The 15,038-nt window shown below is 43.9% G+C and carries 15 protein-coding genes and 1 riboswitch; of the genes, 5 read left to right on the forward strand and 10 right to left on the reverse strand.

Translation table 11 applies throughout. From position 1 onward, the window contains the following. Positions 1 to 210: 210 nt before the first annotated feature. The 3 genes from ACN6MV_RS30230 to ACN6MV_RS30240 all read right to left on the reverse strand — a co-directional run bounded on the left by ACN6MV_RS30230 (position 211) and on the right by ACN6MV_RS30240 (position 3,477). Positions 211 to 1,530, reverse strand: a complete 1,320-nt coding sequence (locus tag ACN6MV_RS30230; protein WP_042131546.1) for a nucleobase:cation symporter-2 family protein — start codon at positions 1,528 to 1,530, stop codon at positions 211 to 213. Continuing rightward, on the reverse strand, positions 1,524 to 2,138 hold the full coding sequence (locus ACN6MV_RS30235) for a xanthine phosphoribosyltransferase (protein ID WP_339288537.1): 615 nt from the start codon (positions 2,136 to 2,138) through the stop codon (positions 1,524 to 1,526). Before ACN6MV_RS30235 ends, ACN6MV_RS30230 begins: the two co-directional genes overlap by 7 nt. A gap of 171 nt (positions 2,139 to 2,309) precedes the next feature. Continuing rightward, a riboswitch (purine riboswitch) is annotated at positions 2,310 to 2,413 on the reverse strand. A gap of 116 nt (positions 2,414 to 2,529) precedes the next feature. After that, positions 2,530 to 3,477, reverse strand: a complete 948-nt coding sequence (locus ACN6MV_RS30240; protein WP_042131548.1) for a sugar-binding transcriptional regulator — start codon at positions 3,475 to 3,477, stop codon at positions 2,530 to 2,532. 141 nt (positions 3,478 to 3,618) lie between these two features. Between ACN6MV_RS30240 and rpiA the strand changes: the two genes are divergently transcribed. The 4 genes from rpiA to ACN6MV_RS30260 all read left to right on the forward strand — a co-directional run bounded on the left by rpiA (position 3,619) and on the right by ACN6MV_RS30260 (position 7,636). After that, positions 3,619 to 4,287 carry a ribose 5-phosphate isomerase A gene (rpiA, locus tag ACN6MV_RS30245; protein WP_419886840.1) on the forward strand — a complete coding sequence of 223 codons (669 nt, stop codon included), beginning with the start codon at positions 3,619 to 3,621 and terminating at the stop codon, positions 4,285 to 4,287. A gap of 33 nt (positions 4,288 to 4,320) precedes the next feature. Continuing rightward, positions 4,321 to 5,289, forward strand: coding sequence for a Gfo/Idh/MocA family protein (locus ACN6MV_RS30250; RefSeq protein ID WP_419885427.1), 969 nt, complete (start codon positions 4,321 to 4,323; stop codon positions 5,287 to 5,289). A gap of 237 nt (positions 5,290 to 5,526) precedes the next feature. Then, positions 5,527 to 6,735 (forward strand): MFS transporter, encoded by a 1,209-nt coding sequence (locus ACN6MV_RS30255; protein ID WP_076121598.1) that lies wholly within the window; start codon positions 5,527 to 5,529, stop codon positions 6,733 to 6,735. Between the two features lie 58 nt (positions 6,736 to 6,793). Beyond that, positions 6,794 to 7,636 (forward strand): aldo/keto reductase, encoded by an 843-nt coding sequence (locus ACN6MV_RS30260; protein WP_419885428.1) that lies wholly within the window; start codon positions 6,794 to 6,796, stop codon positions 7,634 to 7,636. 75 nt (positions 7,637 to 7,711) lie between these two features. Here the strand turns inward: ACN6MV_RS30260 and ACN6MV_RS30265 are convergent, their stop codons facing one another. From ACN6MV_RS30265 to rlmN, 4 genes are all read right to left on the reverse strand, one after another. Beyond that, entirely contained in the window at positions 7,712 to 8,641 is a 930-nt protein-coding gene (locus ACN6MV_RS30265; RefSeq protein ID WP_339288543.1) for an AEC family transporter, read from the reverse strand. Positions 8,642 to 8,793: 152 nt separating this feature from the next. After that, on the reverse strand, positions 8,794 to 9,273 hold the full coding sequence (greA, locus tag ACN6MV_RS30270) for a transcription elongation factor GreA (RefSeq protein ID WP_042131553.1): 480 nt from the start codon (positions 9,271 to 9,273) through the stop codon (positions 8,794 to 8,796). Between the two features lie 170 nt (positions 9,274 to 9,443). Beyond that, positions 9,444 to 9,731: a DUF6509 family protein gene (locus ACN6MV_RS30275; protein WP_042131554.1), complete on the reverse strand. Its 288-nt coding sequence runs from the start codon at positions 9,729 to 9,731 to the stop codon at positions 9,444 to 9,446. Between the two features lie 77 nt (positions 9,732 to 9,808). After that, positions 9,809 to 10,879, reverse strand: coding sequence for a 23S rRNA (adenine(2503)-C(2))-methyltransferase RlmN (rlmN, locus tag ACN6MV_RS30280; protein ID WP_042131555.1), 1,071 nt, complete (start codon positions 10,877 to 10,879; stop codon positions 9,809 to 9,811). Between the two features lie 156 nt (positions 10,880 to 11,035). Here rlmN and ACN6MV_RS30285 point away from each other — a divergent pair, with 156 nt between their 5' ends. Continuing rightward, a complete protein-coding gene (locus ACN6MV_RS30285) occupies positions 11,036 to 12,097 on the forward strand; it encodes an endonuclease/exonuclease/phosphatase family protein (protein WP_042131556.1) in 1,062 nt (353 codons plus the stop codon). A gap of 16 nt (positions 12,098 to 12,113) precedes the next feature. On the opposite strand, the gene ACN6MV_RS30290 is transcribed toward ACN6MV_RS30285, so the two are convergent. The 3 genes from ACN6MV_RS30290 to ACN6MV_RS30300 form a co-directional block, all read right to left on the reverse strand. Next, on the reverse strand, positions 12,114 to 13,412 hold the full coding sequence (locus ACN6MV_RS30290; protein WP_052414771.1) for a polysaccharide deacetylase family protein: 1,299 nt from the start codon (positions 13,410 to 13,412) through the stop codon (positions 12,114 to 12,116). A 5-nt stretch (positions 13,413 to 13,417) separates the two neighbouring features. Further along, the gene (locus ACN6MV_RS30295; protein WP_042131557.1) at positions 13,418 to 14,140 is read right to left on the reverse strand and encodes a hypothetical protein; all 723 of its coding nucleotides are present in this window, start codon (positions 14,138 to 14,140) and stop codon (positions 13,418 to 13,420) included. A 177-nt stretch (positions 14,141 to 14,317) separates the two neighbouring features. Then, positions 14,318 to 14,980 (reverse strand): glycosyltransferase, encoded by a 663-nt coding sequence (locus ACN6MV_RS30300; protein ID WP_419885429.1) that lies wholly within the window; start codon positions 14,978 to 14,980, stop codon positions 14,318 to 14,320. Positions 14,981 to 15,038 lie beyond the last annotated feature (58 nt).

Genomic DNA, 15,038 nt, shown 5'->3' on the forward strand with positions numbered 1-15,038 from the left:
TAGTTGCCCCCTTAATATAAAAGTATGACACTGTAAATTGTGTGTTTTGATAACGCTTTCTAAACTGAGTATACTGCGCTTACAAACTCAATTATATTGACGGGACAACCTATTTTTTTGTGCAAATGCACAAGCCCCGAACACAAAAAAAAGACCAAGCTTAGGTTTCAGTACACCAGAGCTTGGTCTTTTATCATGAATTAAATAAGTTTAGGAGACTTGAGATTCCTTAGCGAGAACAGGTATGGTGTTATCCTCTACCTGCACATCATCCTTTGTCTTGGAGAGGAAAATGTTCAGTACAATCGCTGTAAGCGAACCGGATACGATACCGTTCTGCAGCAACATCCGAGCAAATTCAGGCAGCTCTGCGAACATTGCAGGAAGTGTTGCTGAACCTAATCCAACAGCGATACTGCAAGCAGCAATCAGTAGATTACCATCCTTACGGAGATCCACATCGGATAGAATGGATATCCCGGAAACGGCAACCGATCCGAACATGACAATCATGGCCCCACCAAGTACGGCATTCGGTACAATCGTCGTCAAGGCAGCCAGCTTAGGCAAAAGACCCAGTACAATCATGATCCCGCCAGCGGCAAAAATAACATTACGGGTCTTAATGCGAGACAGCGAAATCAAGCCCACATTTTGAGAAAAAGCGGTGTATGGGAAAGCATTAAAGATTCCGCCCAGCATAATAGCTACACCCTCGGAACGCAGTCCGTTTACGATCTGCTTCTGTTCAACTTTCTGATCAATTACCTTACCTACTGCAAAATAAACCCCAGTAGATTCCACCATACTAACAATATTAACGATGATCATAGTGAAGATTGCAGTAAGACTGAACTCAGGCCATCCAAAGTAGAACGGCTGTGCGATGCTTACCCAAGAAGCGTCACCTACCGTAGAAAAGTTAACGATACCCATTCCATAAGCAATCGCAGTACCTACCACTAAGCCCACCAGAACAGATATCGAGCGTAGGAATCCTGTGGCGAAACGGTTAACCGCTAAAATGACAAGCAATGTAATCAGTGCAAGCAGCAAATTGCGAGGTTGTCCAAAATCAGCGCTGCCTTCTCCGCCAGCAACATTATTCATAGCTACCGGAATAAGAGATAGCCCGATAATAGTCACGACAGAACCCGTTACAATGGTCGGGAAGAACTTCAGCAGCTTCCCATAAAGCGGGGCCGCAAGTACAACGAACAACCCGGAAATGATGATGGCACCGTACGCAGTCGCCAGATTATGGGTCGAAGCAATGGCGATAATTGGGCCAACTGCTGTAAAGGTACATCCAAGAATAACGGGGAGTCTGCTACCAAAATACTTGGTGCCCATAATTTGCAGCAACGTAGCCAATCCGCAAGTGAACAAATCGGCTGCGATGAGGTAGGCCATCTGAGTTCCATTCAGCTTCAAGGCGCCCCCAACAATCAGCGGTACGATAACTGCTCCTGCATACATGGCTAGTACATGCTGAAGGCCTAACGTAAATACCTTTTGCTTGCTTAACATCCCGCACTCTCCTTGATTTTCTCTAATGAGCTTTCATTATCAATGAAGTGAATTTCACCTGGTGACATAGATGCAATACGGGCCAAGGCATGAACTTCTATGCCTCTCTTCTCCAGAAGGCTCCGACCTTCTTGGAAGCTCTTTTCAATGACACATCCGACGCCAAGGAGCTCTGCTCCTGCCTCTTTCACGATATCAACCAGTCCTACAAGTGCAGCACCAGTAGCGAGGAAATCATCCACAATAAGCACTTTGTCATCGGGTCCAAGATATTTCTGGGAGACGCTAACCAGATAATCCTCTTGGCGAGTAAAGGAATGTACAGGTGCTGAGTAGACCGCCTCTGAGAGCGTTACTGCTTTCTTTTTCTTCGCATAAATAAACGGTACACCTAATGCAATCGCAGTAGCCATGGCGAACTGAATTCCACTAGCTTCAATGGTAATCACTTTGGTAATCGGTTGATGACCGAACAATTTTTTGAACTCCTGACCGATTTGCAGCGCTAGCTCCGTATCGACCTGATGATTCAGAAATGAATCTACCTTCAGTACCGTATCTGATAAAATGAGACCCTCTTGTCTAATGCGCTCTTGAAGTACTTTCATCGTGAACTAATCTCTCCTCTTCATTAAAAAAACAAAAAAAGGACAAATCCCTTGAGTCGTTTCTCTCAAGTGAATCTGTCCTTCTGGGCTTTTGTCCCTTAGTGGTGTAACACTGCATAGTGTCCGCATCGCTCGGTCCAGACCTTTCCTCCAAAGAAGAAAGCGGAACCCTAGATGCGCTATTTCACTCATAGTCGGATAATTGCGATGGTTATCCGGTAGAAACTTATGGGCCATATCCCCAAGATTATATGAGTTTTATTAATGTTCGATATGAATACCTTGTATATCTTACACGCTCTGTCTGGTGCTTACAAGCAAAATTTTTAGTATTTTGCATACCATTTTCAGGTTATTTTCACTAAATTCAATTGTTTACATTTAGTAGTGGTTACTCCAAGATCTTCTGCGCCGTTTCCTCAGTTGTTACGAGGACATTCATGTACCCGCCGTTTAGCGCTCCTAAGATCCCCGAAACCTTCTCCAGCGATTCCGCTACACCAATCGAGTACCTCGCTCGCTTGATCTGCTCCAGCTCAATGGTCAGCGTTCGGTCCGATATTGCTGTGCGTACAGGCACTCCATTGCCATCATAAAAACGTGAGCAAATATCGCCTGCTACTTTCCCGTCCTCCAGCTCATCAATCACAGCATCGCCATAAAACCCACGCCATGCCTCTTCGCCTTTAATTTCCGGTGATCCAATGCCGAATATAGCGATATCCAGCCGATCCCATGCCTTGGCAATGGTCTGGTAATACTGCGAACGCATTAGCTGATCTCTGGTTTCCTTTTGCTCCGTGATCGCTGGCACGTCAATCATTAATGAGCGCGCACCCCACTTTAAGGCAGCTTGGTAGCAGATATTATTGACATGGTATCCGCTCTCCATCTTTCCAGATGGACCACCCACCGTAGGAACACAAGTTACAAAAGGCCTCTGTGCGACGGTCAGATTGTCTACAACAGCAGCTAAGCTGCTTCCCCAAGAGAACCCAATCGTATCTTTCGGCTGAACCACTTGCTCCAGCCATTTTGCGCAAGCTTGTCCAATAGCTTTACGTTTGACCACGCCGGACTGAGCCGGATCTACCTCTACAACAATAGCTTCCTTCAGCCCGAACCGTTCTTTCAGCTCCTGCTCCAGTGTACAATGATCTCCAATATCGTAATTGATGGTGATCGTAACGATGCCTTCTTCACGGACTCTCTTCAGCATCCTGCTAATGGTTGTACGATATATACCAAGTTCATTCGAAATTTCATTTTGCGTTAAATTCTGCTCATAATACATTTGTGCAATCTTGATGAGCAGCTTCTTGTCTTCTTTTCGATCCATGATAGAACTCCTCGCTTTTTTCAAGGATTTGACGGATTCAGAACCCCTCGTTATACTGTAGACGATTATTTTGCACATTTTTTATTATATTGCACAAATGTGCTTGATATCAATTTTTAATGGAGATGATCGGCTTTGAATATGGACTTTAGGAAGAAAAGTTGCGCCGCAGAAGCTCTGAAGTATATTAAGAACGACACAACCATTGGTCTTGGCGGGGGTAGTACGATTTCCTACTTAATCGGGAATATTAAAGAAGCAGATCTTCGGGTAAAGGTAGTTACCCCCTCCTTCACTACAGCTTCACTCTGTGTCCAGAATGGATTACAGGTCGTCCCAACTTGGTCTGTTGAGCGAATAGCTGTTGCTTTTGACGGCTGTGATGAGGTGGATGAGCAACTGCATGCGCTTAAGAGCGGCGGCGGCATTCATACGAAAGAAAAACTGATTGCCAGTATGGCCGATCAATATATATTGCTGGTAGATGAAACAAAGCTTGTGAACAAGCTAACCTTCAAGCATCCCGTAGTCTTGGAAGTTCTTAAGGATGCTCTTAGTTATGTTCAACATTCTGTGAAATCGCTGGGCGGCAAGCCTGAGATCCGAACAAGCACAAGTAAAGATGGGTATACGGTCAGTGATCACGGCAATGTGCTGCTGGATGTCTTTTTTGACAAGGTAGAGGATAGCACTGCCCTTCAAACTAAACTCAAAGCCATTAACGGGGTCATTGAGACCTCCCTATTCACAAAAGAAGTTACCGCAGCACTTGTAGCTGGTTCAGATGGAATCAAAATTATCTCTAAGTAGAATCAAACAATCTAAACAGGCGAGGTGCTAACAATGAGCAATCTAAAGTGGGCAATCATCGGCCCGGGAAGTATCGCTACTGAATTTGCGGCTGCCCTTAATGACACCGGCGGGACCTTATATGCAGTAGGATCACGGACCTTAGCGAAAGCCCAGGCGTTCGCGAGTCAATATGGAGCGGAAAAGGCCTATGGGAATTACAGCGAAATGCTGCAAGACCCGGAAATCGATGTCGTCTATATCTCTACACCACATAGCAATCATTACGAATACATCATGGAGAGCTTGCAGAATAACAAACATGTCCTCAGTGAAAAAGCAATCACCGTAAATAGCAGACAGCTACAGGAAATCGCCGAGCTTGCTAAGCAAAAAAGCTTAGTCGTCGCAGAAGCTATGACCATCTACCATATGCCACTGTACAAAAAGCTACGGCAAGTCGTGGAGGAAGGCAAGATCGGGCGCCTAAAAATGGTGCAGGTCTCCTTCGGCAGCCATAAGGAATATGATGTGAACAACCGCTTCTTCAACAAAGATCTGGCGGGCGGAGCACTGCTGGATATCGGAACGTATGCCTTATCCTTCACAAGATTTTTCCTGTCCAAACAGCCTCATGAAATTCTAACGACGGTGAAACGTTTTGAGACAGGCGTTGATGAACAATCCGGAATTATTCTGAACAACGAGGCAGATGAAATGGCGGTCATCTCCCTTACCATGCGCTCCAAAATGCCTAAACGCGGCGTCGTTGCTGGAGAGCTTGGCTTTATTACTGTTGATAATTTTCCGCGGGCCTCTAAAGCTACAATTCAATATTTAGATGGCACCTTAGAAACGATTGATATCGGCGATTCTTCTAAAGCGCTGCAATACGAAATAGAGGATATGCAGCGATATATCGCGGAAAAAGGCAACCAGGAAACCCTTAATCTTTCCTTAGATGTTATGGACATTATGAGTAATGTTAGGGAACAATGGGGAATCAAATACAGCTTCGAATAACATCCTGAACACAATAGATCAATCATCAAAGCGTTGGCATTCCCATGAGTTCATGGGGCCCAACGTTTTTTTTGGCGGATAATATTCTAGAAATGGCTGACAATATCCTTAGGCGATAACTAATAGGTACTTTTTAGTACCTATAGCACTTTAAAGTACGTACTATACTTAATGGATACATGGCTTCATAATTGCACTTACCGGCCGGTGAATTAACAGAGTGTAGGAGTGAAAGACATGTTGCTAGACCAAAAAAGAAGTACCCTGGCCCTCTTGGCTTTAGCCATTAGTGCCTTTGCGATCGGAACCACCGAGTTTATCAGCGTGGGGCTACTGCCACTTATCGCCGATGACCTGCATATACCGCTAACCACAGCTGGATTAACTGTTACTTTGTACGCCTTAGGGGTAACTTTTGGCGCCCCTATCTTAACATCCCTGACTACGGCAATATCGCGCAAAGCATTATTGCTGATCATCATGATTGTTTTTATCATTGGCAATAGCCTTGCCGCGGCTGCGGACGGTATTACTATTCTGCTAATAGCAAGAATAATATCCGCCCTTTCACACGGTCTGTTCATGTCGATTGCTTCGACCATTGCCGCCGACCTCGTGCCTGAGAATCGTAAAGCCAGTGCTATTGCGATTATGTTCACAGGACTAACCGTAGCTACTGTAACCGGTGTTCCACTGGGTACCTTTCTAGGGCAACAGTTAGGTTGGCGAGCGGCATTCGTCGCCATTATTGTTATCGGGCTTATAGCGCTCATCAGTAATCTCATCTTGGTCCCTGCCACAGGGCTGCGCAAAGGTACCCGAACACCGCTTCGTGAACAAGTCAAGCTCGTAACGAACGGACGGCTACTGCTGGCGTTTGCAATCACCGCTTTAGGGTATGGAGGTACCTTTGTAGTCTTTACTTATTTATCTCCACTTCTTCATGAAATCAGCGGCTTCAAAGAGAGCACCGTTGCCATTATCCTTCTTGTATATGGCATAGCTATTGCCATTGGCAATGTCATTGGAGGCAAAGTAGCTAACCGTAAACCTATGAATGCCCTGTTCTACATGTTTGCTGTACAAGCTGTTGTACTGTTCGTCTTAACCTTTACTGCACCCTATAAAGTGGCTGCATTACTCACGATCTTCTTTATGGGATTGTTAGCCTTCATGAACGTACCCGGTCTACAGGTACATGTAGTTACACTTGCAGATCGATATGCTCCGAGTGCGAGAGACGTCGCTTCTGCGCTAAATATTGCTGCTTTTAACGCTGGTATCGCCATTGGCGCCTATCTTGGCGGTATTGTGACGGATCATATGGGACTGATTCATACCACTTGGGTGGGTGCTATAATGGTTCTCTCCGCAGTATTCTTAACCGCCTGGAGTCGTGCGCTGGAGAAGAAAGACGAGACTCTTCTCCAGTCCGAAGCTGCTTAATCAGCTGTGCATTAACAAACCAATCAAACTTTTAAATATCTTAGGAGGTAATTTTATTATGGCTCAACATTTACAAGATACAACTGCATTACACAACGGGGTAAACATGCCTTGGCTTGGGCTCGGTGTATTTCAAGTCGAAGAAGGCTCTGAGCTGATACAAGCGATCAAATCTGCTATTGCACACGGCTACCGCAGCATCGACACAGCAGCCATTTATCAGAATGAGACGGGTGTAGGTCAAGCAATCAAAGAAGCTTTGCAGGACAACAACCTGTCCAGAGAAGATCTCTTCGTAACTTCAAAGGTCTGGACTGCAGATATGGGCTACGAAGAAACCATTGCCGCCTACGAGACTAGCTTGGCTAAGCTTGGACTTGAATACCTTGATCTATATCTCATCCACTGGCCTGTAAAAGGAAAATATAAAGAGACTTGGAGAGCACTTGAAACCTTGTATAAAGAGGGACGCGTAAAAGCGATTGGGGTCAGCAATTTCCAGATCCATCATCTTGAAGATGTGATGAAGGATGCGGAAATTAAGCCGATGGTAAACCAAGTTGAGCTTCATCCTTATTTAAGCCAGCAAGCACTGCTTAGTTTCTGCAAGGAACAAGGAATCCAATTGGAGGCTTGGTCACCATTAATGCAAGGGCAATTGTTGGATCAGCCAGTACTGAAACAAATTGCAGCTAAATACGGCAAATCCGTAGCTCAAGTGATTATCCGCTGGGACCTGCAGCGTGGAATTATTACCATTCCGAAATCTACTAAAGAGCACCGGATCATCGAAAACGTAGATGTGTTTGATTTTCAGTTAACAGAAGAGGATATGACTCTAATTAACTCCCTGAATCAAGATCAACGGGTTGGCCCTGACCCTGATAATTTCGACTTCTAAGAAATTAACCACTAGGTTAAGTAACAGTAAAAAAAGACCCTATCTTTCAGAAATGAAAGAGGGTCCTTTTTGTCTTTACGCACCTTGCACTAGCACAATAAGGATCGGCAACACAAGAAAGGAAGCAAGCGTCGTCCATAAAATACATTTGGATACCAGCTCTGGAGAGGCGTCAAATCGCTCCGCTAATACCACCGCGTTGACGGCAACTGGCATGGAGGCCAGAATCAGCAGCACAGAGAATAAAATACCATCAATATGCAGAATAGATAATCCGAGGTATGCCACTAGTGGAGCTAAGATTAATCGAATGATCATCCCTGTCCAAAAAGTAGACTGGCCCTTGCGTTCGGATGGTTTGGTTCGTACTTTGACCATCTGTGCACCCAGAATCGCCAGTACGACTGGTGAATAACCCCCGGCAACCATGGAGACCCCTGTAGCAAGCTCAGAAGGTAAATGCAGGTCAAATATTCTAAGAAAAAGTGCTAGCATAGCTGCATAGATGGCAGGAAGAGAGAACACGGACTTTACCGCATTTTTCACCGAGAACTGCGATCTAGCCGCAAAATAAACGCCCACAGTATTCACGATAATCATCTGCCCAATCACATACACAGATGCCTTATCGAGCCCAAGCTGTCCGAAAGCCAGCAACACCAAGGGAAGTCCATAATTCACACTATTCGTAAATGTCGAGACCAGAGTCAATCCCGATATTTCAGAGGGACCGAGCTTCAATAACTTTCCGATGATATTTGCAATCGCCCATAAAAAGCACAGATTTAGCAGCGAAAAAGCGAGCGTCTTGTAAATATCATCCATAGAAATCTCAGCCGTAGCCAGTGTATTAAGAATAATAGCCGGCGTTAAAAAGTATAAATAGAGCGTCAATAACGGCTTGGTATCCAAATTCTTAAACCGTCCAAGCAGTGCACCGACGATCACCGGAATGGATAATGGCACGATGACTTGATACAACGTTGATAACACGCTCTGGATCATGAACAGTACTCCTCTGCTCTAAGTTACTCTAAACTATAAGCGCAACAGAGCAAGACGTCTAAGATATGAAATCAATATACACAATAGCCATTACCTATAATTAAAAAAAGGTCTCACCCCCTATAACGGGGTTGAGACCTTTTTATCATGTATTACATCATTTTGATTTCAAGCAATTCATATTTGATGATACCCATTGGTGCATTTACACTAACGATATCCCCAACTTTTTTACCCAACAATTCCTTGCCCAGCGGGCTTTCATAGGAAATCTTGTTGTTTAGGACATCTGCTTCAGCAGCCCCTACAATTCTATATTCAATCTTCTCGGAGTATTCGATATCATTCAAGGTAACGATACAACCCATACTAACCTTCGAAAGATCCATCTGGCTCTCATCTACGATCTTCGCTTTGGTCAGCATTTTCTCCAAAATCATAATACGAGTCTCCATGAACGATTGATCGTCCTTGGCCGAATGGTACTCACTATTTTCCTTCAAATCTCCATAGCTAATCGCCAATTTAAGCCGAGCTGCCAACTCCTTGCGCCCTGGACCCTTCAATTCCTTCAGTTCTTCCTCTAATTGAGCTAATCCTTCTTTGGTCAAGAACACTTCTTCATTAGACATGTATACAACTCCTATTTTGGATGCTTTATAATATTTTAACCTATATTTCACATTCGTGCGACAAGCATAAACGCCTTCGGCGTCCTTGTAAGGACGGCAAGCGTTTATGCGAGAAATATAAAAATCCCTGCCACAATTGAACCTTGGGCAAGGATATCAATGCTGCATCATTATTCTGGCAAATGCTCTTTACAGAAAAGGAGCAATGCTGCTTCCTCGTCCTCTTCCATATCGAAATCAAGCAATTGGCCTGTTGTTGTTTCTTGTAGGTCATAACTTACGATGCTAACCTGATCTTCATCCACTTTAATAATCGCTCTAGCGGAAACTCCGTTTTCTACATAGAGCTCATCATCTTCTGGAACATCCAGTTGAACCACGAATTCATACCGTTTACCGGTTAGTATACCAAAAGGATCTTTAACATTCTCCACGCTGTAGCTAGTAAATGTCAACATTGCTCAATCAACCTCTTTTCCTAATACCTGCCACGTCATTGTATCACAAAAAGCTGCATGAAGGGGTCAGCCCGTCCTCAAGCCATAGCTTTAGATTTCTTGATCTGTTTGCTTCGCAATTGTCCGCATGCAGCATCAATATCTACACCATGCTCCAGCCGAGTGCTTACACTCACGCCCTGCTTCTTCAAAGTATCAAAAAAGGCCCGCACGGTCTCCCGCTCGCTTCTTTGATATTGGCTGTGCTCATCGACCGGATTATAAGGAATCAAGTTCACATTGACGAGCTGGCGCCGATCGCCGATTAGTTCAGTCAGCTCAAGCGCATGCTCCTTGCCGTCATTTACATCCTTCATCAGAATGTACTCCAGCGTAATTCTGCGATTTGTTTTTTCCAAATAATAATCTATGGACTCCATTAGCTTCTCTATTGGAATCGCCTTGTTAATCTTCATAATCTTCGTCCGCAGCTCATTATTAGGCGCGTGAAGTGATACTGCCAAGTTTACTTGTGTATTCGCATCGGCAAATTCAACGATTTTGTTAGCAAGCCCACTCGTCGATACAGTAATCCCTCTTCCTGCGATGGCTAATCCCTTGTGATCCTTGATAATCGATAAGAAATCGAGCAGGTTCTTAAAGTTGTCGAACGGTTCGCCAATCCCCATGACTACAACGTGACTAACCTTTTGTTCGAGATTTGCTGCATCCAAATGCTGTTGAACCTTCATAATCTGCTCTACAATCTCACCGCTGGAAAGATCACGACTCTTTGCTAACAATCCGCTAGCGCAAAAGCTGCAGCCGATATTACATCCAACCTGCGTAGTGACACATACGGACAACCCGTATTTCTGTCTCATGAGCACCGTCTCGATCAGGTTGCCATCCTTCAAACGGAACAGGAACTTAATCGTCCCATCCGCAGACTCCTGCTTCACATGTTCCTCCAACGTATGGATCACATAGTGCTGCTCCAATAATTCTACACAATCTTTATTTACATCGAGCATTTCTGAGAATTCTGTAATCCGCTTCCGATAAAGCCAATCCCAGACCTGCGTAGCTCGAAACTTTTTATGTCCTCGTTCTAACAGCCATGCCGCCAGTTGATCAAAAGTTAATCCATAAATGGATTCCATATTCATTCGTTATCCTCTTTTCAAAACATTAAAGTTCAGTCCATCACTACTCATTGTCTCAAATTTTTTTTATTTAAACAAGGGGAGTTGTAGCGGAGCGTCGAAGTTTACACCATTAGAAGTCCGTTCTATGAAATTACATCTGAGGAGAGATCGAATCAAATGAGCTCAACCACAATAAAAATCATCGGTTTTACCCTTCTAGCTGCCGTTCTAATCTTTGGCGGTTTTTTACTGTATATTACCATTACCGATTATAAGCCGAAGGAGACTACTCCGCTAACGGTAAACCATAATCAGGAACAAATGATGAAGCAGGGAGAACCTTTTGCGATAACAACCTTTAATATTGGCTATGCTGGACTGGATAAGGATCAGGACTTCTTTATGGATGGCGGCACCAAATCACGGTCAAGCAGCGAGGAACAAACGAAGACAAATTTGGAGGCAATAGCTTCTGTAATGACCACTTCAGGCTCGGATCTATTCATGTTGCAGGAGGTAGACATCGATTCTTCTCGTAGCAACCATATCGATGAGGTCTCCTTGTTATCGAATATTTCCTCTGATTACAGCAACGTATTCGCAACGAACTACAAGGTACCTTGGGTACCGATTCCTGTTCTTGATCCGATGGGCTCAGTGAATAGCGGTTTATTAACCTTATCTAAATTCGGCAGCACAAGTAACGTTAGATATGATCTTCCGGGAAAAGAAAGCTGGCCTCGTCAACTGTTTGAACTTGACCGCGCCTTTATGGAGAGCAGATTCCCCGTCGATAACGGGAAAGAACTGATCCTAATCAATCTTCATTTATCAGCCTTTGACCAAGGTGGAACGATTCGTAAGCAGCAGCTAGAATATCTTTCTACTTATATTCAGAGAGAGAATGATAAAGGCAATTACCTCATCTTAGGCGGGGACTGGAATCATTCTTTACCGGGCACAACCCCTGATGTTTTTGAGACCACACAAGCTTGGCCAGAATGGCTGCAGCAGTTCCCTGAAGATTTCAAACCGGAGGGCTTTCAGTGGGCTGTCGATGCTAAAATCCCGTCCGTCCGGACACTGGATGTAGCTTATTCAGAAGGTGTGAATTTCCGTGCTGTCATTGATGGCTTTCTAGTCTCTCCGAATATCACAATAAGTGGCGTACAGGGCCATGATCTATCCTTTGAACACAGCGATCATAATCCTGTAACAGCCACTCTTATTCTGCAGTAAGATTACAGCAATGATGTTATTTAAAAATGACGAACTTCATGTTCTTCCCTTTTAGATATTCTATGATAGCGGGCAACGCTTCTACGGTAATCTTCTTTTCGTGAAAAAGATATACGCCACCGGACGGATCAGTATGATGAACAAATTGAAGGACGTCTTCTGGGGTTTTGCGTCTCCAATCCTCAGAATCACGATTCCATAACAATACCTTCATCTGCTGTTCTGTTACTTTGGCTGCTAACTTATCATTAATCGCACCATATGGCGGCCGAAAAACAGTAATCGACATTTGAGTGATTTGCTCCAATGCCTTATTAGTATTCGCCAAATTATTCTGATTCCGCTTATCCCCATTGTCAGTCATCTTGCTGTGATCCCACGAATGACTTCCAATTGACATCTGATGCTCACTCGCATACTTAACCGCTTCCACATTATGAGCGACCTTATTCCCTATAAAAAAAAAGGTGGCTGCCACCTCATGCTCCACTAAGATATCTACGATTTCTTTCGTATACTTTGACGGTCCGTCATCAAACGACAAAGCCACGTAACCCTTTGGCAAACTATATGCATATTTATTCCCGGTTATTTCAATCTCCTCATATTGCTTTATCTGTTCTTGAGGAGGTTCCAAAGATTCTGGCGTAGTCTCGGAAGGTTCAGAGGTAGGCTTATCTTGCTGACTGGGGGTCGCTTCTGTCTTACCAACACCAACAGGAGGGGTGAACGGTAGAGAGACAATTTGCTCGATCTTCTCAGCCCCGGCACCTAAAGCAGGTCCTTCCAATCCTTCTGCACGGTCCATATCTTGACCACCCATTCGAAGAGACAACAATACAAATACTAAACAAGCGAACAGGATACTCTGCAGTACCAGTCTTCCAATCCGTTTTTTGCTCTTCCTTCTTCTTAGCCTACGGGCTGGAGGTATAGAGGGTTGCGTCGTTTCAACAGCAATCTCTTCATGTACTTGGGGATCATCTACTTCCTTTAATTGAAGAAGCTGTGACACATAATATTCAGAACAAGCAAAATACAGGGTTTCGCTGAAGGTCTGGTTTATAATGACCAGTGTGCTGTAATAACTATTACGAAAAGGATCCCATTTCGGATACAATGACAATCTCATTCTTTCCCCGAAATAGGGAGCCAGCGCGTTTAATTGTTCATATGTAAATTCATCTATGGTTAGCCTGCGTCTGGCATACCCAATATCACGGGTTAAACCTATCTCAATCTGATAACCGGTCTGTTCATGCTCAAGCGACAGCAACTCAATCATTAGAACAGCGCTCGGTTCATTCATTGCCATGAATCTTATGTATCTCCGTTGTCGTCATTTCTTCCCGCCAGCGTGCTTCCATTCCCAAAAGGGACGGTCATACGATTGGTAAAATCGCTGATCATGCCGGAGAGATAGGCTTTTTCTTGGCGGATCGTATCGTATTTCTGTCTTAAATGCGCGTTCTCAGTTTCAATCCGTCCGAGTTTCTCTTCCAGATCATTCATCTTTTTAAGCTTCTCCGCATGAGCTTCGTTATGTTTTTGGATCAGATTTACATACTTCTGATGCTCCAGGTCGATCGTACTCTTTAATTCTTCAATCTCTGCAGTGAGGGTAGTCTGAAGCTCCCGATAATCTTCCAGCACTTGATCGACCTTCAAATTCTTCTCAATCAATTTATGCTCGAGCTCTCGAACGTTCTTCTCTCTTTCCTCAATCACTTTATTGAGATTCTTCATGTCCCGGTTCAAACGTTCAACATGGCTGCTGGAATGCGTTAACCGATCCTGAAGTTCATTAATATTCGTCTCGGCATGCTGTCTGGCCTGAATAATCTGCTCCACGGAGAAGATCAAATCAAGTGATTTTTTATCAAGCGGAGCTTTTCCCGTAGTAACCACTCCTGCTAAAGTCTCGCCAGCGATCTGGTCCTCTACTTCCTCACCCTGCTCTTCTGATAATTGCACCTTTTGAACCATACCCGGTTTGGACTGCTTATCCACTGAGTCTTTCTTTTTAAAAAAGGGAGAAATCATTGATCTTATCACCTCAATTATAAAAAAATGTCAAAAAATGTCGAGTGCCCACGAGTCTATTATAGTTTACTTGTCTTGTCTGTAAGTGAGCCTTTATATCTAACTTTTTGAATTGGATCAAAAGACCTAAATTATTGCCAATAACAAGAAAAAAGCACCCTTGCGGGTGCTCTGGTTTCAATTAAATTTATCAGGGAATTGTTTAACAATCCCTTCGGTTAGTATATCTCCAAACATAATCATATGCTCCAGCCCTTTATCGAAAGCAACGATTTCGGCATCCCAATCCTTTTTAACCCTAGCTGTCACATCATCCGTAATTAGCTCCAGATGCTCATGAAGCATCTCTTTCAATTGTTCATACGAATATTTGGGATTCTGTGCGCTAAGAAACTTAGCAATGTCGTCGGCGTTGTTATACCATTCTTTATTGTATTTTTCCAAATCTGCCTGATTACCTGCCAGTACAGCGGCAACTACCTTTCCGGCAATCAGGATATGCTCCCGCAATAATTGGGCTAGCTTATCTCCTACCGCCTCACCGTAATACGGCTTGTACACATTCCCTATTTCCTGCTGATTCTGTAGCAGCCTTGCCAGTACCTTCTCTTTGTCCTCGGAATTTGCAAAGGCGCTAACTATGTAATTTTTCGTCCAAATCACATGGTCACTCCATAATTTCCTAAGGTTATCTTTAAGCTCTATTACGGAGGGTGTTAAGCATTGCTTATGTGAGCTCTTTTTTTCTTTGGCTGCAGCATCGGCAGTTACGGGCATTACACTAACAACAAGGAACATACACAACAAAGTTAGCTTCGCAATCAAAAACTTAGACTTCAATATGACCTATCTCCTTTAAATATCTATTAACTATCTTGTATAGTGTGTACCGATGTTC

This window comes from Paenibacillus sp. B-A-8 (assembly GCF_048572915.1).
Taxonomy (GTDB): Bacteria; Bacillota; Bacilli; order Paenibacillales; family Paenibacillaceae; genus Paenibacillus_AQ.